At 50.2% G+C, this 24,590-nt stretch carries 19 protein-coding genes and 1 other annotated feature; of the genes, 15 read left to right on the forward strand and 4 right to left on the reverse strand.

Annotated features, from left to right (window positions below; all coding sequences use genetic code 11):
* Positions 1-181: 181 nt before the first annotated feature.
* The 3 genes from H6X83_RS00890 (at position 182) to H6X83_RS00900 (ending at position 5,884) form a co-directional block, all read left to right on the forward strand.
* Positions 182-3,148 carry a beta strand repeat-containing protein gene (locus H6X83_RS00890; protein ID WP_212507321.1) on the forward strand — a complete coding sequence of 989 codons (2,967 nt, stop codon included), beginning with the start codon at positions 182-184 and terminating at the stop codon, positions 3,146-3,148.
* A gap of 213 nt (positions 3,149-3,361) precedes the next feature.
* Positions 3,362-4,123, forward strand: coding sequence for a phosphoenolpyruvate-utilizing N-terminal domain-containing protein (locus H6X83_RS00895; protein ID WP_212507322.1), 762 nt, complete (start codon positions 3,362-3,364; stop codon positions 4,121-4,123).
* Between the two features lie 39 nt (positions 4,124-4,162).
* Entirely contained in the window at positions 4,163-5,884 is a 1,722-nt protein-coding gene (locus H6X83_RS00900; protein WP_212507323.1) for a peptide ABC transporter substrate-binding protein, read from the forward strand.
* A gap of 258 nt (positions 5,885-6,142) precedes the next feature.
* Here the strand turns inward: H6X83_RS00900 and spoIID are convergent, their stop codons facing one another.
* Complete coding sequence (gene spoIID, locus H6X83_RS00905) at positions 6,143-7,189, reverse strand: stage II sporulation protein D (protein ID WP_246419404.1); 1,047 nt, start codon at positions 7,187-7,189, stop codon at positions 6,143-6,145.
* Positions 7,190-7,464: 275 nt separating this feature from the next.
* Between spoIID and H6X83_RS00910 the strand changes: the two genes are divergently transcribed.
* From H6X83_RS00910 to H6X83_RS00945, 8 genes are all read left to right on the forward strand, one after another.
* The gene (locus H6X83_RS00910; protein ID WP_246419406.1) at positions 7,465-8,838 is read left to right on the forward strand and encodes a citrate synthase; all 1,374 of its coding nucleotides are present in this window, start codon (positions 7,465-7,467) and stop codon (positions 8,836-8,838) included.
* A 15-nt stretch (positions 8,839-8,853) separates the two neighbouring features.
* Positions 8,854-9,846 (forward strand): hypothetical protein, encoded by a 993-nt coding sequence (locus tag H6X83_RS00915; RefSeq protein WP_212507325.1) that lies wholly within the window; start codon positions 8,854-8,856, stop codon positions 9,844-9,846.
* Between the two features lie 168 nt (positions 9,847-10,014).
* Positions 10,015-11,043 (forward strand): type I glyceraldehyde-3-phosphate dehydrogenase, encoded by a 1,029-nt coding sequence (gene gap / locus H6X83_RS00920; protein WP_212507326.1) that lies wholly within the window; start codon positions 10,015-10,017, stop codon positions 11,041-11,043.
* A 385-nt stretch (positions 11,044-11,428) separates the two neighbouring features.
* Positions 11,429-13,459 carry a 1,4-alpha-glucan branching protein GlgB gene (gene glgB, locus H6X83_RS00925; RefSeq protein ID WP_212507327.1) on the forward strand — a complete coding sequence of 677 codons (2,031 nt, stop codon included), beginning with the start codon at positions 11,429-11,431 and terminating at the stop codon, positions 13,457-13,459.
* A 14-nt stretch (positions 13,460-13,473) separates the two neighbouring features.
* Positions 13,474-14,700, forward strand: a complete 1,227-nt coding sequence (locus tag H6X83_RS00930) for a glucose-1-phosphate adenylyltransferase (RefSeq protein ID WP_212507328.1) — start codon at positions 13,474-13,476, stop codon at positions 14,698-14,700.
* Complete coding sequence (glgD, locus tag H6X83_RS00935) at positions 14,697-15,812, forward strand: glucose-1-phosphate adenylyltransferase subunit GlgD (protein ID WP_212507329.1); 1,116 nt, start codon at positions 14,697-14,699, stop codon at positions 15,810-15,812. Before H6X83_RS00930 ends, glgD begins: the two co-directional genes overlap by 4 nt.
* Before the next feature lie 54 nt (positions 15,813-15,866).
* Positions 15,867-17,291 carry a glycogen synthase GlgA gene (gene glgA / locus H6X83_RS00940; RefSeq protein WP_212507330.1) on the forward strand — a complete coding sequence of 475 codons (1,425 nt, stop codon included), beginning with the start codon at positions 15,867-15,869 and terminating at the stop codon, positions 17,289-17,291.
* 136 nt (positions 17,292-17,427) lie between these two features.
* Positions 17,428-17,835: a hypothetical protein gene (locus tag H6X83_RS00945; RefSeq protein WP_212507331.1), complete on the forward strand. Its 408-nt coding sequence runs from the start codon at positions 17,428-17,430 to the stop codon at positions 17,833-17,835.
* On the opposite strand, the gene H6X83_RS00950 is transcribed toward H6X83_RS00945, so the two are convergent.
* Positions 17,798-18,496: a helix-turn-helix domain-containing protein gene (locus H6X83_RS00950; RefSeq protein WP_212507332.1), complete on the reverse strand. Its 699-nt coding sequence runs from the start codon at positions 18,494-18,496 to the stop codon at positions 17,798-17,800. The two genes, H6X83_RS00945 and H6X83_RS00950, sit on opposite strands and share 38 nt — an antisense overlap.
* A 134-nt stretch (positions 18,497-18,630) precedes the next feature.
* Here H6X83_RS00950 and H6X83_RS00955 point away from each other — a divergent pair, with 134 nt between their 5' ends.
* From H6X83_RS00955 to leuB, 4 genes are all read left to right on the forward strand, one after another.
* The gene (locus H6X83_RS00955) at positions 18,631-19,380 is read left to right on the forward strand and encodes a histidine phosphatase family protein (protein ID WP_212507333.1); all 750 of its coding nucleotides are present in this window, start codon (positions 18,631-18,633) and stop codon (positions 19,378-19,380) included.
* Between the two features lie 135 nt (positions 19,381-19,515).
* Positions 19,516-19,953 (forward strand): hypothetical protein, encoded by a 438-nt coding sequence (locus H6X83_RS00960; RefSeq protein WP_212507334.1) that lies wholly within the window; start codon positions 19,516-19,518, stop codon positions 19,951-19,953.
* 56 nt (positions 19,954-20,009) lie between these two features.
* Positions 20,010-20,257: a binding site (T-box leader), on the forward strand.
* Between the two features lie 113 nt (positions 20,258-20,370).
* On the forward strand, positions 20,371-22,071 hold the full coding sequence (leuA, locus tag H6X83_RS00965) for a 2-isopropylmalate synthase (RefSeq protein ID WP_212508447.1): 1,701 nt from the start codon (positions 20,371-20,373) through the stop codon (positions 22,069-22,071).
* Positions 22,072-22,134: 63 nt separating this feature from the next.
* On the forward strand, positions 22,135-23,208 hold the full coding sequence (gene leuB / locus H6X83_RS00970) for a 3-isopropylmalate dehydrogenase (RefSeq protein WP_212507335.1): 1,074 nt from the start codon (positions 22,135-22,137) through the stop codon (positions 23,206-23,208).
* 226 nt (positions 23,209-23,434) lie between these two features.
* Here the strand turns inward: leuB and H6X83_RS00975 are convergent, their stop codons facing one another.
* A complete protein-coding gene (locus H6X83_RS00975; protein WP_212507336.1) occupies positions 23,435-23,692 on the reverse strand; it encodes a hypothetical protein in 258 nt (85 codons plus the stop codon).
* A 32-nt stretch (positions 23,693-23,724) separates the two neighbouring features.
* Positions 23,725-24,582, reverse strand: coding sequence for a 16S rRNA (adenine(1518)-N(6)/adenine(1519)-N(6))-dimethyltransferase RsmA (gene rsmA / locus H6X83_RS00980; RefSeq protein WP_212508448.1), 858 nt, complete (start codon positions 24,580-24,582; stop codon positions 23,725-23,727).
* Between the last annotated feature and the right edge of the window lie 8 nt (positions 24,583-24,590).

A 24,590-nucleotide genomic window follows, 5' to 3' on the forward strand; every position in this document is an offset into this window, starting at 1 on the left:
CATCCACTTGACTTTACCAATTCGTTATCATATAATCAACATAAACGAATTGGCAGCACCCGTGGAAAAAGCAGCTTCCGGCGGCTTTGCGCCGGGCTTTCCCACACTGGGGTGCCGTTATGCTGTTTAACTCTCATAGCACGCGCAAATGCACACAACTATTTTAAGGAGGACAAAAAGGATGAACAAAAAATTGAGCAGAATCGCTGCTATCGCACTTTCTGCTGCGATGGTTACCAGCGCTTTTGCAATGAGTACCAGCGCTTCATTTGCTGCCATCGCAAATGCGAAAGCTACAGCATCTCTGGCAACAGGTGCGTCTACAGTCTATCTGGCAAAGGGTACAGATAAGAACACGGTTCAGCTTGCAGCTGGCACTATTGATGATACATTCTTGGCAGACGCCACTTACAAGGATGCAAATGGTACCACTTTACCAACACCTACTGCAACAAGTGACACAGGTGTCAAAATTGACAGTGTCAGCGGTTCTGCTGCTATTGTTACGTTGGCTGGCGCCAAGAATGATCAGTTGACTGTAGCACCAACTGCCAACACTGGTGACACAAAGGTCACTATCAGCGGCTTGACAGTTACTGCAGGTAGTGCAACTTATGATGTTAATCCGATTACTGTTGACATTAAAAGTGTAGATGCAACTACTTTCTCTGAAGCAGAGTGGATGAGTACATATGCTGCAAGTGAAGCAAAAGTTGTCACAAGTGTTAGTGTCGGTGGGGATGCTTATCTTGCAAGCGTGACTGTTACACCGCAGACTGTCGATGCTTTTGCGACGAAGAATTATGCGCCGGTTACATATGCAACTGATCTTGCTCCTAACAAGTTTGTTGCTCCGACTGCGCAGACTTTTGCAACCGTCACAACTGACAGCAGCAAGTTTACAGGCATTGCAGCGGGTACACAATATGTTACCTATGAAGATGGCCTCAGTCAGGTTAAAACAGCTGCTTTGACTGTTGATGCTAAGTATACAGGCGTTACAGCCATTGTCAAGAATGCAAATGGTACATATAAGGTGACCAATGCAGCAGGCTCTTATGACCTGACAGCTGCCCAGTTGAATGGTGCAGATTTGGCACTGGATTCTTCTGTTACGGCTCTGGATCTCAGCACAATTGACACTAAAATTGGTAAACTACTGACAACAGGTGCAAGTACCACTATTTCTGGTGGGTCTATCGGTACTTTGACTGCAACAACTGCTACTACTGTTAAGGCTGGCGCAGCTGTTGACGCTATTGATACTACAGGCGCTACAGCGGCAGCTGGCAATGTTACTATTGGTGATGCGGCTGATATTCTTGACACAACTGTGGGTACTGTAACTACATGCACAGGTGCCACTGTTACAGCTACTTCCGGTTCTGACAAAACTGCAGTTGGCAACACAAAGATTAAATCCATTAAAGCTGATACAGTTGTTGTTTCCAACAAAAAGACTGTTATTGGTGCTATTGCAAAAACTAGCAGTAGTGCAACAGGCAGTTTGACTGTCGATGCAGTTGCAAATTATGATGGTATCTCTCTGCCGGCACTTGATGGTTATGGTGTGACTGTAAACGCTGATGCAACCGTTGCTTCCATTGCAAATGGCACAACAGCCGCAATTGCTGATACAAAGACCTTGACTGTTTCTGGCAAGGCTGCTTTTTCTGGCGCAGTGACAAGTACAACGGGCAGTGCAGGTATTCTCGCAATTGCACCTGCTAGTCTGACACTCGGTGATGCGACAGCAACAGCTGCTAGCAAGTTCACATTGAAGCTTAATGCTGTTACAGCTGGTGCAACTGCTTTCACAACTACAGCTGCTGTAACTGGTATTTCTGACAACTCTGCGGATTCCTCCAGTTCCAAATCTGGAACTTTCCAGTATATTGTAACTCCCGGCTACTATGCAACTGCTGCTTCTTCCACTACTGCTGTGATTGATTCTGCAATCTCTGCAGCAGACATTAAGAATGCAACTGCAGGTGCAACTGCAACTTCTTCAACAACTTATTCTGTTGATTTGGTAAGCGGTCAGGCTACTACTTTGGCAGTGCAGCCATTCCCAGCTAGTGTTTTGGCTACTGGCGATTATGTTAAGTGGGAAGGTACTCTGCCAAGCAACATTACCTTGTCTTCTGCCTATGGCTTAAGCACAACTGTTACTGGCACATATTCTAAGTTTGTACCGGGTAACAACACTGCTACTTTGAAAGCTACTCTGTATGATAATACAAATACTGCTGTAGCAGGTACTTCTCCTATTACCTACACACTGAATGTAAAAGATGGTACAAGTACAGCTACTACAGATTTTAACCTTTCTGCTCCTTCATATGTAGCATCGGGTAAGTCTGCTACCGTAACAATTGCTGCCAATGGTTCTACTGCTTTGAGTGGTGTGTTCTCTACCTTTGCACCATCTTCCTCCGATAACACAACTGCTGTTGTAACAGCTGCTGGTGTTTCTGGTAATAACTATACATTCTCTGTATATGGCGCAAAACAAGGTAAGGCTACTTTGACAGTTGTTGGCACAAAGCTTGATGGCACAAAGGTAACAAAGACTGTTGATGTTTATGTTTCCGATACTCCTGTCGTTGCTTATGTCGATGGTAAGGCTGTAACTGCTTCCGACACAATTGAAGTTGTTCAGTCCACAACTAAGAAGATTACTTTTGTTACAGCAGGTAACACCTTTACTAACTTTAATTATGTTGCTGGTAACGATAAGGTAATGCAGACAAGAGCTTATGCTACTAGCCTGTGGAATGGTACTTCTGGCGAATATGCTATGTACATGAATGGTAAGGTTGGCACAGACACTGGTGTTTATGTCAATGGTCAGCTGATTTGCAAGGTCAAGGTTGTTGACCGCCCGTTCAAGTGCGATACTACTACAGACATTGCTATGAACGCTGGCAAGACCTATTCTTTCAAGATTACTCCTGCGGCTGGTACAGCTATCGATAGCTTCACCTTCAACACAGCGAGAGATGCAGCGCTGTCTACTCAGGGATTTGTGAAGAATGCCGATGGCACTGTTACCTGCAAGATTAAGGCTGTTTCTTCTGGTGCTTATGGTGTCTATGTGACTATCAATGGACAGCAGTACAAGGTTTTTGCAGTTACTGTAAAGTAATCTTAAACTTTTTTCTAAACTAAATTAAAACAAATCTCAACAAAATAAGTGTAGTTGTATTTGCGTGGCGGCGGCACCGGGTTTCCCGGCGCCGCCGCTTGGTGTCCGGAGAAAAGGCCCTGCTTTTTAGAAAGCGGGGCCTTTTTGCTTTTTCGCTTGTCAAATGCGTGTAAAACAGGTAAAATAGAAACACAGCGAAAGGCAGGTGAGCATATGCTTGTTGTGCAGGGAACGCCGGCTTCAAAAGGAATTGCGTTTGGCCCGGCGTGTATTGTTGCTGCGCGTAAACCCGCGCCCATATCCAAGGAGTGTGCCACCGACCCTGCATATGAATTGGTTCGTCTGCAAAAAGCGCGTGCCTGCGCCAAACAGGAGATACAGAAAATTTACCAGCATGCCTGCGCACGTGTTGGGAAAAAAGACTCCATTATTTTTCAAATCCATATCATCATGTTGGAAGATGAGACTTTTCAAAAAGCGATTATTGACAGCATTGTGAAAGACCGAACAACTGCTGAGTATGCGGTATGGTACAACGGCAGCCGCCTGTATGAGCATTTTTCCAGCATGGATGACGAGTATATGCGTGCGCGCAGTGAGGATATGCTGGACATTTGCCACCGCCTGCTCAGCTGCCTGAATCAAGGCTGCTGCTCCATTCCCAATGTGGAGGAGTATCTGGCTCAACCGGCTGTGCTTTGCTTGAAACGCGCGCTTCCCAGTGAGGTTATGCAAAGCAAGCACAAAAACATTTTGGCGATTGTTTCACAGTACGGCAGTGCTACTTCGCACAGCGCAATGCTTGCCCGCAGCATGGGTCTGCCTGCTGTTATTGCACTGGGTGCGGCTTTTCAGGAGTTGAAGCCCGGCGCTGAATTGATCGTGGATGGCACTGCAGGGCAGGTTATTGTCGAGCCCACCCCGGAAGTACGCGAGGAATACAAAGCGCGTGCAAATGAGCAGGCCAGTCCATAATGGGAGCGTAAAGTTCCCTGCACTTGGAGGAACGTATAGATGAAAATAAGAATAACTGCCGCTTTTCTGGCGGCGGCTGTGGCGGCATGTACGCTGACTGCCTGCGGAGAGAAAACTTCCAGCAAGCCGGTGTCATCTGTGCCGCAGTCCTCGTCGGCTGCTTCCAGTAAGGCGGCCAGTTCAGCCGTTTCCAGCCAACCTGCTGACCGCATGATGGCTGTTGGGGCAGCGGTGAATGTCAGTATAGGCCCGGAGCCGGCATCGCTTGACCCGGCACGCAGTACCGGCGCGGACACGGATGCCTACGCTGCTGCAGCGTTTGAAGGCTTGTACAAAGTGGACGCCAATGGAAATGTCGTTTTGGGTCAGGCAGCAAAGGCGGAATGTTCCAGCGATAAAAAGATCTGGACGTTTACTCTGCGGGACGATGCCCAGTGGTCGGACGGAACACCGGTAACGGCGGAAAATTTTGTATACGCATGGCAGCGTGCTGTGGCCTTGGATGATGCACAGCAAAAGTACCTGTTTGCGTACTTGAAAAATGGTACTGCAATTCTGAACGGAACGCAGATAGATGCGAAAACCCTTGGTGTAACCGCTAAAAACAGCAAAACGCTGGTTGTTACCCTGACGGCAGCATGCAATATCCTGCCGCAGCTTCTGGTGCAGCCAATCTTTATGCCATTACGCGAAGATGTTGTCAGCAAAAACAAGGATTGGTCGCGCAGCCCGGATACTTTTATCTGCAATGGCCCCATGAAACTGACACAGTGGAATATTAAGTCAAATATTATGTTTGAGCGCAGCGAAACCTATTATAATAAGGATGCAGTTACGGCATCCGGGCTGAACTGCTCCCTTGCGGAGGACGATGAGGCGCGCCTTTCCGCATATGATAATAATGAATGTGAATTTACCTTTCCGCTGCCGGTAAAATATTTTGCACGTATTCGTGAGCGCGGCGATTTGAATGCAGTGAACACCAATACAACGGCCTGCCTGCAGTTCAATACTAACGTAAATGGACTTTCGGATGCACAGGTGCGCAAGGCACTCTCATTAGCGGTTGACCGCGATGCGCTTGCAGCTGCAGTGACCGGAATGCGGTTTACGGCTGCTTCCGCGTTTGTTCCAGCCGGTTACTCGGATGCCGGCGGAAAAAATGATTTCCGTACAGTCGGCGGTACGTACTATTCCACGGCTGCCGCGGACTATGTGGCAAATGTAACCAGCGCAAAACTGCTGTTAGAGCACGCAGGTTATGCAGATGGGAAAAACTTCCCGGAGCTGACCATCACGGTGCCGATTTCTACACTGGCCAGTACAATCGCAAATGCAGTTGCGGATATGTGGAAGAAAAATCTTGGAATTAACTGCAAGGTCGAGCAGCAGCCATACAGCGCATATCTTGACAGCTGCAAAAACGGGAAAGTACAGGTGGCAGTCAGTGAGTTGACTGCAGAATTTGCGGATCCTGCAGCAGTGCTGGAAAACTTTACGGTTGGCAGCAGCCAAAACATTACCGGTTGGGCAGACAAGACTTTTACCGAGCAGATGGACAAGTCCCGCCAGTGTGCTGCTGGAACCGCTGACCGGTACAAAGCGCTGCACGCGGCCGAAAAACGTCTAGTGGAAGAAGCACCGGCAGCAGCATTGTTTTATATGCCGACAATGAGTTTGCGGGATCCTAAACTAAACGGCGTTTTTACAGCGAAAAACGGCATCAGCTACTTTGCCTATGCCAATAAGTTTAACGGATAGTGCGGCGAAGAAACGCGGCCCTTTCAGTAAAAGTTCCACCAGTTCTTTCAAGGGCTGTGTGGGTTGGGGCGCACTAAGACCTTATCCTGTAAAGCCCTTCATATCGAAAAAGGAAGCATACAGCGCGCTTTCCTGCGGCGGGCGCTGCCCCCCGCACCCCTAGTCGCTTTCTGAGAAAGCGACGGAAAGTAATTATTGGAAGTTCTAAGGTTTAATTTTAGGCTGAAAAGAGGAAGCAGACAGTGGAGCCGCGCAATTTCATACCGCAGTAAGTGAAGAACCGGGATAGTACCACGAAAGAATCCGTGTGTAGGGTTCCCCCTGCTCGGCCATAGACACCGCACCGGTCTGACTCATGCCTACCCCGTGACCGTAGCCTTTGACGGAGAAGGTAAAATTCCCGTTTGCGTAAGTGACGGAGAAATTTGCGGAGCGCAGCCCAAAGGCCGTGCGTGCATCTGTACCTTTGACACTTTTTCCGCCGAGCTGCATGGAAGTTACCATACCGGACTCTGTTCGTTTCATGTCGCCAACCCATGTGGAAGCGTCACCGGAAAGCGTGCAGCCCAGCCCGGCTGCAGCCGATTGGAACTGTGCACTGCTCATTTGTACGGTGGAAAGGTAGCCGGGTGCATAAATATCTGCGGGGCTGGCAACTGGTGAAAGGCAGGGTGACGCCGTGCCCCAAACATTGGCGGCATCTTCCGTGCGCCCGCTGCTGATGGCGTAGTAAGTCGCGTCAATCAGGTCATTCCCGCTGCGCAGTACTTTGCCGTAAACACTTTCTACTGCGGGCGCGAGATTGTTGTAGAATTTTGTGTAGTCCTCTTTCCATTTTGCTTTCATCTGGTCGTTTGTCACGTAAATCAGCCATTTCCCGGTGTCACAGGAAAAGTCGGCACCCTGCAGAGTGCTGTCAGGCTTCTGCTTCTGCTGCTGGCGCAAACGGGAATAGTATGTATATGCGGCAACTGTCTGTGCTTTCAGCGCTTCCTGCGGGCTGTCGGGACTCATTTCTGTTGCAACCGTACCGCGAACAAAATCCAGCTCGTCCACTGTCAGTACTGTGCTGCTCGCTTTGTCCAGAATACGAAAGGTCTTGCCGCTTACTTTTGCTGTGGCTGCTGTGCTTGCTGTACTGGGCTTTGGGGACGAAGCAGATGAAGCAGCACTGGATGATGCAGAAGCGGTTGTATGAGAAGAATTACTGCTGGTGCTGTTGGCACTGCTGCCGCCAAGCCCCAAGCATGGGAGCAGCAGGAGCAGCACAAAAAATACCGCCAGCAGAGAAATGGTTCCTTTCACTTTACAGCACTCCTTTGATTTTATGGGTCCTTTTTGTGGCAGGACGGTTTCTATACATTTTACAGGTCGGCGCAGAAAATTATGCATCCTTTTTTGACAAAACGGCTTAGGATTGCAGAAAAAGCAGAAAAATGCAGGAAATTGTGTGCCAATATGCACACAAAGCGGCTAAACTCTTGACTTTAAGGCGGTGCTGCTGTAAACTTATAGTTTAAGAATACTTAAGTTTCGTAAGTTTGCAGCACGTTTCATACAAGGTTAAGAGGGGGATTACATTGGAACAGAAAGAAGACAGCACGATACGGGTTTCCAAGGAACTGCAGGATCTTTGCAGTGAATTCCGCGAAAACAACCAGATCCCAATGGCAAAGTTTGATTTGTACGGTGTGAAACGGGGACTGCGGAATCCCGACGGCACCGGAGTTCTGGCAGGGCTTACCCAAATCAGTAATGTGCATGGCTACCTAATTAACGACAGTGAGCGCGTACCGGACAAAGGCATTTTGACCTACCGCGGCATTGATGTTGCGGATATTGTGGAGGGCTGCCGCAAGGCAGACCGCTTTGGCTATGAAGAAGTTGTATGGCTGCTGCTGTTTGGCAAACTGCCTGTCAGCGCACAGCTGGAAAAACTGCATGCGGTGCTCAGCTTTTACCGTGAACTGCCGGAAAACTTTGCAGAAGACATGATTTTGAAGGCACCATCGCGCAATATTATGAATAAGCTGGCGCGTTCCGTGCTGGCACTCTATTCTTATGATGAAAATCCGGACGATATTTCACTGGAAAACAGTATGCGGCAGTCTTTCCAGCTGATTGCGCAGCTGCCGGCAATTATGACCTACGCCTATCAGGTGAAGCGCCGGCGCTTTGACAAACAGAGTATGTTCTTCCATCCGGTGAATCCCAGCCAGTCCATTGCAGAATCCATTTTGGACGCGATCCGCCCGGACCGCAAGTTCACACATGACGAAGCTCATCTGCTGGATCTGTGTATGATGCTGCACGCAGAGCACAGCGGCGGCAACAACTCCACTTTTGCAGTGCGTGTGCTTTCCTCCACGGGAACGGATATTTATTCTGCCATTGCAGCGGGTATCGGCTCCCTGAAAGGCCCCAAGCACGGCGGCGCCAACCACCGCGTCATGATGATGATGCGCGACCTGATGCAGCATGTGGACGACTGGGGCAGCGAGAAAAAAGTATATGATTATCTTGTTAAAATTGTAAACAAAGAGGTAGGGGATCATTCCGGCTTGATTTACGGCATGGGTCACGCGGTTTACACCCTGTCCGACCCGCGTGCGGTTATCCTAAAAAGTGAAGCGGAAAAGCTGGCACCTGCACACGACGGCATGAAGGAAAAGTTTGAATTGTTCGAGCTGGTTGAAAAGCTGGCACCGAAGGTCTTTGAAGAAGTTCACGGCGACACCAAAGTGATTAGTGCCAATGTGGACTTTTACTCCGGCTTGGTGTACGAAATGCTGAATATTCCAACGGACCTTTACACACCGCTGTTTGCGGTTTCCCGCATGGCGGGCTGGTGTGCACACCGCATTGAAGAAATTGAAACTGCCAAGCGCATTATGCGCCCGGCATACCGCTCCCTGTCGAAATCCAAGCCCTACATCCCCATTGACGAACGATAGGAGTGTCCTTTCTACATGAAATCAAAACTAGCATGGGCTGTGTTTGGCGTTACGCTGGCTGCATCGCTGGGGCTGCGTCTGGTTGCACTCACTGCGGCAGAAACCTTTGGAACCATGAGCATCCTGCTCTGTGCCGTACTGGCGGTGGGTGTGGCGGTTTGTTTCTTTGCATGCCGCACTGACCACACCATGGTGCGCCTGCCGTTCAGCGGCAGAGTGCTGAGTATTGCTTACATTGCAGCCGGTATCCTGCTGACAGGAATTACAATCGTCTATCAGGCGTGGAATAAAACCGGTCTGTTCCCGTATACTACAGGTATCTGCACCATCCTTGCGGTTGCGGCGGGACTGATGCTGTGCCTGCAGGGCTGCCTTTTTGCGGCGGATGGACAGAATTATTTTGCTGCCCATCCCATGCTGGCGCTGATTCCGGCGCTGTGGTGCTGCGCAGAGCTGGTGCTGCAGTTCCGCATCAATGTTTCGGAAGCGGTGAATCTGGAAAACATTCTGCGTACCGGTTCGCTTATTTTTCTGCTGCTGACGCTGCAGTCGCTGGCGCAGATGGCTGCGCAGGTGCGGCGGGTGTCACGCGGACGGCTGTTTGGACTTGGATTTGGTGCGGTAACGTTCTGCGTGGTGTCAGTTTTGCCGAAGATCGGTTCCGTTTCTGCTGCTGCTTACCCGCCCGGTCTGCTGTGGGTACTGCTGGTGCTTTCTGCATATGTAATGATTTCGCTTTGTACTGTCCGCCCAATGACCCGCGAAGAACTGACCGGTGAAACGGAAGATGAAGAAGAACCGGAGGTGCGTCCGGTTGTCATGAAAGATGCACCGGCGCTGTCGGTGCATCTGCAGCGGGGCAACCGTCCGGTCATCGCTTCCCGTGAAGACCGGCGCCCGCTTTCGCAGAGCGAGATGGAAAAACGGCTGGAACGTGTGCTGGTACAGTATCTTGGTCAGCGATACAATGCAAAATGCTATTTCTATTCGCATAAAAAGCTGTACTGAATTCTGCCTTTTAAAGCCTGCAGCCGCGTAATTCGTGCTTTCTTTCGTTATTTTTTGTTAAAAATGAAACAAGCACTTGTAAATTGACTGCTTAAATAATATAATAGATTTAGCCGCTTGAGGCTGTATTTGAATTCGTTTATTTTTATTTTCAAGGAGGATATTAAAATGTCAGTTAAGGTAGCAATCAATGGTTTTGGTCGTATCGGCCGTCTGGCTTTCCGTCAGATGTTCGAAGCAGAGGGTTATGAAGTCGTCGCAATCAACGATTTGACAAGCCCTGCAATGCTGGCTCACCTGCTGAAGTATGACACTGCCCAGGGTTCTTTCTGCGGCAAGATTGGTGAGAACAAGCATACAGTTGAAGCCGGCGAGGATTACATTGTTGTTGACGGTAAGAAGATTACCATCTATGCAATTAAAGATGCAAAGGATTGCCCGTGGGGCAAGCTTGGCATTGACGTTGTTCTGGAGTGCACAGGCTTCTACACCTCCAAAGAGAAGTCCATGGCTCACATCCAGGCTGGTGCAAAGAAGGTTGTTATCTCCGCTCCTGCCGGCAACGACCTGAAGACCATTGTTTACTCCGTTAACGAGAAGACTCTGGACAAGAACGATCAGGTTATTTCTGCTGCTTCCTGCACAACCAACTGCTTGGCTCCTATGGCCAACACCCTGAACAACACTTATCCGATCGTTTCCGGTATCATGACAACTGTTCATGCTTATACCGGCGACCAGATGATTCTGGACGGCCCGCAGCGTAAGGGCGACCTTCGCCGTGCACGTGCCGGCGCACAGAACATTGTTCCGAACACCACTGGTGCTGCTAAGGCAATCGGCTTGGTTATTCCGGAACTGCTGGGCAAACTGATCGGCTCCGCACAGCGCGTTCCTGTGCCGACAGGTTCCACAACAATTCTGGTTGCTGTTGTTAAGGGTAAGGACGTTACAAAGGAATCCATCAACGCTGCTATGAAGGCTGCTGCTTCCGAGTCCTTTGGCTACAACGAGGACCTGATTGTTTCCTCCGATGTTATCGGCATGAAGTACGGTTCCCTGTTTGATGCTACTCAGACAATGGTTACTAAGATTGACGACGACACCTATCAGGTACAGGTTGTTTCTTGGTACGATAACGAGAATTCCTACACCAGCCAGATGGTTCGTACAATTAAATATTTTGCTGAACTGTAATCTTGTCTGTAACAGATAAGTAAGCATAAAGCAATGGAGCACCCCTGAAAATTTTGGTTCTGCCAAATTTTCGGGGGTGTTTTTCATATTTATATATGCGGAAATTTCATTTGAACTTGAAAAATTTTTATTATTTTTTTGCTTTTTTAATACATTTTACGAAAAATGACCGCATTTTTCATCTCCCTGCGGTATACTAGTAGCTATGCGAAACTTCATTAGGGCTGAAAATGAGTGGATTTTGTAACAAAGTAAACAAAATAACAGCTCTTTATTGGGACAACTTCTGCAATATTTTCATAAAAGTATTGAAATTCCTCGTTTTTGTGGTATTATTACATTATAAAACATTACTAAATTCCCACACCTGAAGGAGCTGATACATATGCAAAAAAGCGAAACACAAAGGGACAGTCTGCCACTATACCTGTTCCATCAGGGAACGAATGTACAGGCTTATGAATATATGGGCGTACACTGTGGGCAAATCAATGGAAAAACACAGACTGTCTTTCGCGTGTGGGCGCCAAATGCAAAGACTGTTTCCGTGGTTGGCGATTTCAACGAATGGGATCCAATGCGATGTCCGATGGAAAAGGTAAGCGCAGGCGTGTGGGAAGCGTGGCTTCCTTTCCCACTGAAGGAGTACGAGCGCTATCAGTTCTGTGTGACAGCTGCTGACGGCAGCCAAGTCCAGAAAAGTGACCCATATGCCTACTTTTACGATACCCGCCCCGGTACTTCCAGTAAATATTATGATATTACCGGATTTCACTGGAGTGATACAGCTTGGCAGAAACACAAGGAACAGCAGGAGCATTATGACCATCCGGTCAATATTTATGAAATGCATCTTGGTTCTTGGCGTCGGTATCAGGACGGCAACGTATTCAGTTATGACAAGCTGGCGGAGGAACTGGTGCCGTATGTAAAGGAAATGGGTTACACGCACATTGAAATTATGCCGGTAACCGAATATCCGTTTGATGGTTCCTGGGGTTATCAGGTGACCGGCTACTTTGCTCCCACTTCGCGCTACGGAACACCAAAACAATTCATGCATTTTGTAGATGTGTGCCATGAAGCCGGCATTGGTGTCATTATGGACTGGGTGCCTGCACATTTTCCCAAAGATGCTTTTGGGCTTGCCAGGTTTGACGGGACACCCTGTTATGAATATGCAGACCCGCGCAAGGGGGAACATAAAGACTGGGGTACGCTTGTGTTTGACTACGGCAGGCCGGAGGTCATGTGTTTCCTGATTTCAAGTGCAGTCTTTTGGCTTAAAAAGTACCATATTGATGGTATTCGCGTGGACGCGGTTGCTTCTATGCTGTACTTGGATTACAGCCGGAAAGCCGGCGAGTGGGTGCCGAACAAGGACGGCGGCCGTGAAAATCTGGAGGCCATCACGTTTCTGCAGAAGCTGAATGAAGCAGTCTTTGCCCGCTTCCCAACGGCCATGATGATTGCGGAGGAATCCACCAGCTGGCCGATGGTCAGTAAGCCGACCTATATGGGCGGCTTAGGGTTCAACTACAAGTGGAACATGGGCTGGATGAACGACATGATGCATTACATGGCGCTGGACCCGCTTGGCAGAAAGTATAATCAGAATGACATCACGTTTTCATTTTTTTATGCTTTTGCGGAAAATTTTGTTTTACCGATTTCCCATGATGAAGTTGTGCACGGCAAGTGTTCCTTGATGAATAAAATGCCCGGAACCGCAGAGCAAAAGTTTGCCGGCGTACGTGCGTTTCTGGGTTATATGATGGCACATCCCGGAAAGAAGCTGCTGTTTATGGGAACGGAGCTGGGGCAGTTTATTGAGTGGAACTATGAGCAGGAGCTGGACTGGCTGCTGCTGCAGTATCCGCAGCATGCTGCACAGCATCGCTTTTTTAAGGAAATCAACCATTTCTATTTGGAAAATTCGCCATTGTGGGAAATTGATTTTAACTGGGATGGCTTTTCGTGGATCAGCAGCGATGACTGCGAACAGAGTGTGATTGTTTTCCGTCGTTTCAACAAAGAAAAGGATGAGATCATTATAGTCTGCAACTTCGTTCCGGTCGAGCGCGAACAGTACCGAATCGGTGTGCCGTATGACGGCGCTTATGAGGAAGTTTTCTCGACAGACTGGAGCCGCTTTGGCGGCAGCGGCATTGAAAATGGCAGCAATATTATCAGCGAGAAAGAGTTTCCCATGCATGGTATGGAGCAGTCCATAAACCTGCGTCTGCCGCCGCTTTCTACAATTTATCTGAAACACAAAGCAGAAAAGCTGCTCCCAAAGGGCGGCGCAAAAACCAGATTTGCCAAAAGAAGCAGCAAGAGCGCCGGTAAAACAAGTACCGGTGTCATTACAATAAAAAGTGCAAAAAATTTGCCAAAGCAGAAGAGTATATTCTAAGGAGGAACTAAACCATGTTGCCTAAACAAGAAGTTGTGGCGATGATCCTGGCAGGAGGCCAGGGAAGTCGGCTTGGGGTGCTGACAAAAAAGCTGGCAAAGCCGGCAGTCCCATACGGCGGCAAATACCGCATCATTGATTTCCCACTTTCAAACTGTGTCAATTCAGGTATTGAAACAGTTGGTGTGCTCACACAGTACCAGCCACTGGAACTGAACGAATATATTGGTTCCGGCCAGCCATGGGATTTGGACAGCATGAACGCGGGTGTGCGTGTGCTTCCGCCGTATCAGCGCAGCCGCAAGTCTGACTGGTACAAGGGAACCGCTAATGCTATTTACCAAAATATTCCATACATAGAGCGCTACAGCCCGGAGTATGTTGTCATCCTTTCCGGTGATCATATTTACAAAATGGATTACTCCAAGATGGTTGCGTACCACAAGGAGAAAAATGCGGATTGCACGATTGCGGTGATAGAAGTCCCAATGGCGGAAGCGCCGCGCTTTGGTATCCTGAACACCAACGAGGACGATTCGATTTACGAATTTGATGAGAAGCCCAAAAAGCCAAAGAGCAACAAGGCAAGCATGGGCATCTACGTCTTTACCTGGAGCAAGCTGAAAAAGTATCTGGAGGAGGATGAGGCTACGCCGAAGAGCAGCAATGACTTTGGCCATGACGTTTTGCCCGCCATGCTGGAGTCCGGCGAGCGCATGTTTGCTTATCCCTTTGAGGGCTACTGGAAGGACGTTGGCACAGTGGAAAGCCTGTGGGAATCCAATATGGATCTGCTCAACCCCAACGTGCCGCTGGATTTGTCTGAGGATACTTGGAAAATCTACTGCCGCAACCCGGTAATGCCTCCGCACTACATTTCCAAGGATGCAAAAGTGCAGAATTCACTGGTGGCAGAGGGTGCAAATGTATATGGAGAAATTGACTTTGCTGTTCTCTTCTCCGGCGTGTACATTGCGCCGGGTGCCGTGGTACGTGACTCTATTATTATGCCCGGCACACGCATTGAGGAGGGCGCGGTGGTGCAGTACGCAATCGTTGCAGAAAACTCCGTTATCGGCAAAAACGCGGTGGTCGGCCAGCGCCCGGAGGACATGGAAAACAAGGACGACTGGGGCGTTGCCGTGGTTGGCAGCGACTGTGTAATCAAGCCGGGAATGATTGTGCCGCCAAAAGCAATGGTGGACGCAGAAACAATGGCAGAGGAGGCACAGAAGCAATGAACGCAAATAATGTGCTTGGCATTATTTTTTCGAATATGCACGACGAGAAGATTCGGGAACTGACAGAAACACGTACCATGGGCAGCGTGCCGTTCGGCGGCCGCTACCGTTTGATTGACTTTGCACTTTCCAATATGGTAAACTCCGGTATCAACAAAGTCGGTGTGATTACAAAAAGCAACTATCAGTCCCTGATGGACCACCTTGGTTCCGGAAAAGCGTGGGATCTTTCACGCAAGCGTGAAGGTTTGTTCATTCTTCCGCCGTTTTCTAACGGCAATGCGGAAAATAACAGCCGCATTGAGTCCCTTGCGTCCATTATGCGTTTTCTTTCCCACTCAAATGAGGAGTATGTGTTTCTGACGGACAGCGACTATGTGTGCAATATTGACTGCAAAAAGATTTTGGCCTCTCACATTGAGAGCGGCGCGGATATTACAGTTGCATACCAATACGGACACATTCCGGAAAAGTACGCCGCACCGGTTGCCTATGAGGTTGACCCTGACGGTATGGTGCGGGATGCTCTGATTCAGCCGAATGAGGATGGTGCCTGCAACTACGGTCTGCCCATGATGATAATCGGCAGAGAACTGCTGATGAAACTGGTTTCCGACTGTGTCAGCCGCAACCTTTACCACTTTGAACGGGACTTTATTCAGCGCAACATTCCCAATTACCGGTTTAACGGTTATGAATTTAAGGGCTTTATCCGCTCAATTTGCAGCATGAACGATTACTTTGAATCCAATATGGCACTGATGCAGCCCAAGGTGCGCAGTGAACTGTTCACATCGGACCGCCCAATTTACACGAAGGTGCGTGATGATATGCCTACCCGCTACGGCCTTGGCAGCGAAGTAGCCAACAGCCTGATTGCAGACGGCTGCATTATTGAAGGCACCGTGGAAAACTGTGTGCTGTTCCGCGGCGTGCATATTGGCAAGAACTCTAAAGTCAGCAACTGTGTGATTATGCAGGACAGCAAGGTTGGCCAGGATTGCAAGCTGGACTATGTCATTATGGATAAGGATATCATTATTAAAGATGAGCGCTCGTTGATGGGCTTTCAGTCCTATCCGGTGTTCATCAACAAGGGCAGCGTGGTTTGACCACCAGAAGAAACCGGCACAGCCGGCAGATAAAAATGGAAGGGATGATTTTTCATGAAGATCTTATATTGCACAAGTGAAGCGCGGCCGTTTGCCGCGACCGGCGGACTGGCAGATGTGGCTGGTTCTCTGCCGCAGGCACTGCGTCAGCGTTTAATCGGCTGCCGCGTAGTCATGCCGCTGTATGAGGAAATCCCCCAGGAATTGCGGGATACCATGAAGTTCGTCACCAGTCTGTCCGTGCCGGTGGCATGGCGGCGCCAGTACTGCGGCGTGTTTGAAGCGCGCTGGGGCGGCGTGATTTATTACTTGATCGACAATCAGTATTACTTTAAGCGCAAGGGGCTGTACGGCCACTATGACGATGCGGAGCGCTTTGCGTTCCTTTCCCGCGCAGCGTTGGAAATGCTGCCCTACCTCGACTTTAAGCCGGATATCATTCACTGCAACGACTGGCAGACCGCCATGGTGCCAATTTACTACAGCATCTTTTATGCAAACAACGACTGGTACCGCGGCATTAAGACCGTGATGACCATTCACAATATTCAGTATCAGGGAAAATACGGCAAAGAACTGGTGGAGGATGTTCTGGGAATTCCCAAGAGCGACCTGCCGATTCTGGAGTATGATGACTGTGTCAATATGCTCAAGGGCGCAGTCGAAACTGCGAACCGTGTAACAACGGTCAGCCCGACTTATGCCAAAGAAATTCTTGACCCGTGGTATTCGCACGGTCTGGACGGTATCCTGAAACAGCGCGAGTGGAAGCTTTCCGGCATCCTGAACGGCATCGATACGGAAGCTTACAACCCGGAAACCGATAAGGATATTTTTGCAAACTACACAGCGGAGGACCTTTCCGGCAAGGCAGAAAACAAACGCGCTCTGCAGGAGCGCCTTGGCCTTGCGCAGGATGCGGAAGTGCCGCTGGTAGGCATGGTGACTCGCTTGGTTTCCCATAAGGGGCTGGACTTGGTAAAAGAGGACCTGGACCACCTGATGCAGGAAACCAACATGCAGTTTGTGGTTTTGGGCAGCGGCGACTGGGAATATGAAAAGTTCTTTCAGGATATGCAGAACCGCTACCCGGGACGGCTGTGCGCGTGCCATGGCTTTGTGCCGGAGCTTTCCAGAAAGATTTACGCTGGTGCGGACATCTTCCTGATGCCGAGTAAGAGCGAACCGTGCGGCCTTTCGCAGATGATAGCACTGCGCTACGGCACCATTCCCATTGTGCGCGAAACCGGCGGTTTGAAAGATTCAATTCAGGACAGCGGCGATGGTGTGGGCAATGGTTTTACATTCCATACTTATGACAGCGGCGATATGGACAATGCAGTTCGCCGTGCGCTGGCGGGTTACAGTGACAAGGAAGGCTGGAATATTCTGGTGGAGCGAGCCATGCACTGCGACATGAGCTGGGGCAAATCCGCAAATGAATATATTCGGATGTACCGAGATATGCTGAAAGAATAATTGTAAAGAGCATAGTAAAACAGGACAGCGAGTTCCGCCGGATGGACGGAACGCTGTCCTGTTTTTTGATTCCTGCATTGCAAGAACTGCAAAATTCGTTTATACTGGAATCATTCAAATGACAAGGAGAATTTTCATGACATATACATCTGCCCAAAAAGAAGTCCTCTGCAGCATGACCCAAAGCCGCCGTTTTCCCATTGTGCGTTTTGAACTGCATCGGGAAGGCCAGCCGGACTTGTGCAGTATTGCTTTAAATTATGTCCGCATTGAGGCCCTCGCGGACAGCATGGAACTGGTGAAAGAACGCGGGGAAGCGCTGCGTACCCTGATGGAGCAGGGTGTCGTTTATATCGACTACACGACACGTGCGTGGGTACAGGGAGATTATGATGTTTATTACCGCAGCAAGCTTTATGAAGAACTGTGCCATATGGTCATGGAAAGCTCCAAGGACCCGGCAGCGGTGTTCAACCTGCCGTATATGAGAAAAGGCTATGCTTCCTTTACCCCTTCTTTTTTGGCTTCTCTGCCGCGCCCGTAGGAACACCCATGCGCAGTTCTGCCTGCTGAATCAGGGTGAACAGGGAGGAAACCAGTGTGGGGTAAGAAGTTGTCAGCTTTTCCGGACTTAAAGACGGCGCGGCATTTTTTAGCAGCCCTTTCAAATTATCGATATCTTCACCGGTGAGCAGGCAGTGTACGTTGGAAAGCGCGACTTCCGAGCTTGCGACTGCGCGGCTGCCGGCAAGCTTTTCCCGCACGGAGAACATTCCCTGCGGATTTTTGGAATTTGCAGAGTACAAAATACGGAACACACGGTATACTTCACAGAACAGATACGCGGAGGTTTCGTTGGTAATGTCCTCATTTCCACAGTTGCCCAAAATAGAGTACAAAACAGAAAGTGAATTGATGAGCAGAGTCTGCCCCAGAGTTTCCTGCGCAGAACGCGAGATGGCAGCGGGCTGCGAAATCTTCACTGTTGCACCGGAAGGGTGCGGTGTGCGCCCAAGCAGATAATCACAGGAAACATCATAAAAATCGGCTATCTTGACAACAAAATCAAGGCCGCATTCCCGAATGCCCTTTTCATAGTGGGAAAGCAGTGCCTGCGAAACCCCGAGGCTCTCTGCAACAGCCTTCTGGCTAAGTCCGCGTTCCTTGCGCAGCAGCGTGATGATGCGCGGAAAATGGCTGTTCAATCCTGTCCCTCCCGGTTACAATTCTATGATTCGAGCAAATTCGAGCAAATTAACGTAATGTAAAGTATAAACCAAAATTAACAAGTTGTAAACTACTAGATATTGTGTTGCACCATTACAAAAGGAGCTATATCATGCAGTCATATCTCATTCATCTCATCCGGCACGGCCTTACAGACGGAAATTTGGAGGGCCGCTACATTGGAAGTACAGATATTTCCCTCTGTGAGCAGGGCAAAGAACTGCTGAAAGAGCAGAAAAAACAACACCCGTACCCTGCCGCGCAGGTGTGCTACTCCAGCCCCATGCACCGCTGCCTGCAGACGGCGAAAATCCTTTATCCGGAGCTGACACCGCAGGTGATTACAGACTTTCGCGAAACAGACTTCGGCGAATGGGAAAACAAAACCGCGGCACAGCTTGCCAAGGAAGACCCGGACTTTGCCGCGTGGATGGAGGGCGGCAAGCAGGTGACACCGCCCGGCGGCGAAAACGGCGGCTGGTTCATGCAGCGCACTTGTGCGGCATTTGAGCACATGGTGGACGGTATGCTGCGGCAGGACATTCACAGCGCGGCGGCCATTCTGCACGGCGGTTCCATGATGGCAATTCTGGCGGCATACGGCCTGCCGCGCGCGCAGTTTTACGACTGGATGACCCAACCAGGCTGCGGCTATTCTCTGCGCATCACGCCCGGCCTGTGGATGCGCTCCATGGTGGCGGAGGTGTACGAAACCATTCCCCCGCGCGAGGAGCAGACACAGCAGGAGCAGACTGAGCGTGTGGTGCTGGACGTTGCACGCGAAGCCGCCAGCCGGGCGTACAGCAAAGAGGAAAAAGAACACGCGGGAGAAAACAAAGTACAAAGTTCATACAAAGAATAAATACCAATTATTATATTAATATGAAAAATATAGTTGAACCCTTTTGGGGTATATGTTATGATGTAAAGTGTTGTAAAAGGAACAGAGTGAACAGTTCAAATTGGCAGGAAACGATGCCCCTTAGAGGTGCTGCTTGTGAAACAGAATGCAAAGAAGAAAAAAGCAATAGTGGCAGTGTGCGGTGTGATTCTTGCGCTGCTGGTGATAATTCTTGCGTTTTTTCACTTTACGCGGTACAACAATGAGTTGGTACGGGTGTTTTACGGGCAGTGGAAAATTGCAACTTTTCAGGGGCAGGACGACCGCCCGCTTCGCACGTTTCTGGAGCGCCAGTGTTTTGACCGCGAGCAGGATGGGCTGATTGCCGATGTCAATGCAAAGGACTACGAAATTTCGGGAGAGCATCAGGGGCAGGCACTGCGGGACTTTACCTGCTATGTTTACAAACAAGACAGCCGGTGGGTGCTGTTCAATCCCACAAAGAACCGCTGCGCAGTTTTGAGCACCGAGGACACAGCAGCCCTGCAGACGATGCTGACACCTGAAAATCTGGACAAAAGGGCGATTGGCTAAAAAGAGCCTTGACATAGCGGCCGCGCTTGTGCTATCATGAATAAAAATCAATCGTTGACAAGGCAATGACGGGAATAAGGCAGATGTGTGCTGTTACAGAGAGCCGGCGGGTGGTGCGAGCCGGTGCGGCAGTGTCTGCGCATAGCTCATCCCTGAGCCGCCGTCCCTGAAATCAAAGTAAGGGCGGACGTTTCGGCAGCGTTACTTGCCGGTGCCTTCTCCGTTTTGGACGAGGCCGCTGAGGGCTTCCTTTGAGGAAGCCGAACACTGGGTGGTACCGCGAATATGAAATTTCGCCCCAGACACAGATTAGTCTGTGTCTGGGGCTTTTTTTATTATATTTTGGTAAAGTCCCCTGTGTGAACGCCCTGCGAATACGCCGACGATGCAACTGTAGAAAAGGAGAGCTTGATGACAATGAACAATGGCTGCAAAAAGTACATTCCCTTTCAGCAGATTACTCTGCCGGACCGAACCTGGCCGCAAAAAACCATAACTGCACCGCCTGTGTGGTGCAGTGTGGACTTGCGCGACGGCAACCAGGCGCTGATCGACCCAATGAATCTGGAAGAAAAACTGGATTTCTTCAAGCTGCTGGTCGACGTTGGTTTTAAAGAAATTGAAATCGGTTTTCCCTCGGCTTCCGAAACCGAGTACGAAATCTGCCGCGCACTGATTGAGCGCGACCTGATTCCGGAGGATGTGACCATTCAGGTGCTGGTGCAGGCGCGCGAACACCTGATTCGCAAGACGTTTGACGCGATCCACGGCGCGAAAAACGTAATCGTGCATTTTTACAATTCCACTTCCACACTGCAGCGCAAAGTCGTTTTCAAAAAGGAAATGGACGGCATTGTGGACATTGCGGTGGAGGCTGCAAAGCTGATTCGTGAACTGACGGAAAAGGAAATCGCCGAGACCGGCATGAACATTCGCTACGAATATTCACCGGAAAGCTTCAGCGGCACCGAAATGGAAAACGCTGTGCTGATTTGTGACAAGGTGCTGGACGCGCTGGGCGCAACGCCTGAAAACAAGGTGATCCTCAACCTGCCGGACACGGTGGAAATGTGTACGCCGAACACCTTTGCCGACCAGATTGAGTACTGCATTCGCAACATTAAGGGACGCAAAAACGCAATTATCAGTGTGCATCCGCACAATGACCGCGGTACCGGTGTGGCGGCAACAGAACTTTCCCTGCTGGCAGGTGCGGAACGTGTGGAGGGAACACTTTTCGGCAATGGCGAGCGCACCGGCAACGTGGATATTGTTACACTTGCAATGAATATGTATTCACAGGGCGTTGATCCGCAGCTCGATTTTTCCAATATCCATCATGTGCGGGATGTTTATGAGCGCTGCACCAGCATGAAAGTTCCGCCGCGCCAGCCTTATGCGGGCGACCTTGTGTTTACGGCATTTTCCGGTTCTCATCAGGACGCGATTAAAAAAGGTGTGGACTACATGAAGACCCACGAAAGCCCATTCTGGGAGGTTCCGTATCTGCCGATTGACCCAGCAGATGTTGGCCGCGAGTACGAGCCGATTATTCGCATCAACAGCCAGTCCGGCAAGGGCGGCGCGGCTTTTGTGATGCAGCAGGCTTTCGGTTTCCAGCTGCCGAAAGCAATGCATCCGGAATTCGGCACGGTGGTCAAGGCTGCCTGCGACGAAGCGGGCCGCGAATTGATGCCGCAGGAAGTTTACAACCTGTTCAGCAAAGAATACCTAGAAGTAAACTTTCCGTACAATCTGAAAGCCTATAAGCTTTATGAAGAAAATGAGGACGAGGAAGCGGAAAATGCTGAGGGCGGCACAGCGGTGCATTTTGAGGGAAACCTGCGCTTCCGTCACGAAGATCACAAGGTCAGCGCGGTGGGCAACGGCCCGATTGACGCGTTCTTCCGTGCACTGGAGCAGGTCAATATCAAAGATTATACATTTGTGGCGTATCAGGAACATGCCATCTCCCGTGGTGCGGACAGCAAGGCGGTTTCCTATATTCACCTGAAAGACCCGCAGGGGAAGGACGCCTTTGGCGTGGGAATTGACAGCAACATCAGCATGGCATCAATTAAGGGAATCATCTGCGCAATTAATCGTGCAGCAAAATAAGCACTTCTTTGCAATACGAAAAAGGAATTGAGCGGTTTCACGTATTATTTAGGAGGGACAAAAATGCAGACATACAAAATTGCAGTTTTAAAGGGCGACGGCATTGGACCGGAAATCGTAGAACAGGCCATGAAAGTTCTGACCAAGGCCGGGGAAAAATTCGGCTTCGAATTTGATTTTCAAAACGAACTGCTGGGCGGCGCGGCGATTGACGCCACAGGCGTTCCGCTGCCGCAGAAAACAGTTGACACCTGCAAAGCGGCTGACAGCACACTGCTGGGCGCGGTGGGCGGCCCGAAGTGGGACAGTCAGCCCGGTGCAAACCGTCCGGAAAAAGGTCTGCTCGGTATCCGCGCGGCGCTCGGTCTGTTTGCAAATTTGCGTCCGGCAGTCATTTTCCCGGAACTGCGCAGCGCATCCCCACTAAAAGATGAGATTATCGGCGACAATCTGAATATCCTGATTGTCCGTGAATTGACCGGCGGCATTTACTTTGGCGAGCGCGGCCGCTACACCGAAAATGGTGTGGAAGCAGCCTATGATACTGAAAAATATTCTGTAACGGAAATTGAGCGCATTGTGCGTGTCGCATTTGACATGGCAATGAAGCGCAGCAAAAAGCTGTGCAGTGTGGATAAGGCAAATGTGCTGGAATCCTCCCGCCTGTGGCGCGCGACAGTTGAGCGCATAAGCAAAGACTTCCCCGAAGTTGAAGTGTCCTATATGTATGTGGACAACTGCGCCATGCAGCTGGTGCGCAATCCGCGCCAGTTCGATGTCATTGTGACTTCCAATATGTTCGGCGATATTCTTTCTGATGAAGCAAGCATGATTTCCGGTTCCATCGGAATGCTGGCATCCGCGAGCCTGAGTGCAGGCAAATCCGGTCTTTACGAGCCGATTCACGGTTCCGCACCGGACATTGCAGGAACCGGAAAAGCAAATCCGCTGGCAACCATCCTTTCCGGCGCAATGCTGCTGCGGTATTCCCTTGACCAGCCAAAGGCGGCGGACGCAATCGAAGCGGCAGTTTCCGCGGCGCTGAAAAAAGGCCGTACCTGTGACATTGCGGCGGAAAACCTGCCGACTCTGTCCTGCACGGAAATGGGCGACTTGGTTTGCGAATCTTTGCAGTAAAAGTTCCGCCCGCCCTTTCAAGGGCGGTAGGTGCGGGCGAAGCCTGCGGCCTTGTTGCTTGACCGAAAAGCCCTTAAATAGGGTAAACACAGTTTACAACGGCGTTGCCTGCGGCGGGCGAAGCCACGCCGCAAGTGACTGCTCTTACAGGAAAGTGTAAATTTCATACAAAAAGGAGCCCCACAGGTGCGTTGGCCTGCGGGGCTCCTTTTCCTATATGCTTATTTTATTCTTTAGCTGAAGTATCCTCGGCGGCATGTGCTTCTGCCGCAGGCGGAGCCGGCGGCTCGTCCTCCGGCAACGGTTCTTTCCACGCCTGAAATGCAAGGTAGATGCCGCCCAGCGCGGTGACAACCGCGACCGCCGCTGCGGCGATTGACCAGTTGTCCTGATTCAGCGGGCTGAACACCATTGCAATCAATGTACACGCAAAGGAAATACAGAAAAAGATTTCGGACATTTTGCCATCTGAAAATTCTAACACAGGGATGCACCTCCAGTCAAATTTCGGGTTGTTCAGGCAGAATACAGCGCATTGCTGAGCTCTGCGAATTGTTCGAGTGTGAACTGCTCCGCACGAAGCTTTTCCGGCAGGGACAGCGACTGCAAAGCTGCCTGCACACTGCTTTTTGGTACGGACAGTCCGGCGGAAATGGAATTGGCGGCGGCTTTGCGGCGCTGTCCGAATGCTGCCTTTACCACACGGAAGAAAAAAGCTTCGTTGGCTACTTCGACGGGCGGTTTCTGCCGCACCCGCAGCTGAATCACCGCGGAATCCACATTGGGGCTTGGCAGAAAGCTGCCGCGGCCCACCGGAAACAGAAGTTCCGGCTCAGCGTAATACCACACGGCGGCGCTGACCGCGCCGCACGCACGGGTGCCGGGTTCAGCACAGAGCCGTTCAGCGGCTTCTTTCTGTACCATAACCGTAAGCGAATCCACAGGAAGCCTGTCCTGCAGCAGCTTCATGATGACCGGCGAAGTGATGTAGTACGGCAAATTGGCGCAGACCGCAATTTTCAGACCGCCGAATTCCTGCTCCAGCAGCGTGTGCAGGTCAAGTTCCATTACATCTCCCTGCACAACATGCACATTATGGTGCTCTGCAAGCGTTTCTGACAGCACCGGAAGCAGGCGGCTGTCCAATTCCACTGCGCAGACTTTTTCGGCTCTTGCGGCAAGCTCTGTGGTTAAAACGCCAATGCCGGGGCCAACCTCTAAAACGCCGGTACCTGCCCCCGCCCCGCAGGCCTCTGCCATGCGCGGACAGACAGTGGGGTTAATCAGAAAATTCTGCCCCAGCTTTTTGCTGAACGTAAACCCGTGTCGGGAAAGAATTGCCCGTATCGTATTGATATTCGATAAATCCATAATTACTCCAA

Source organism: Caproicibacterium amylolyticum, assembly GCF_014467055.1.
Taxonomy (GTDB): Bacteria; Bacillota; Clostridia; order Oscillospirales; family Acutalibacteraceae; genus Caproicibacterium; species Caproicibacterium amylolyticum.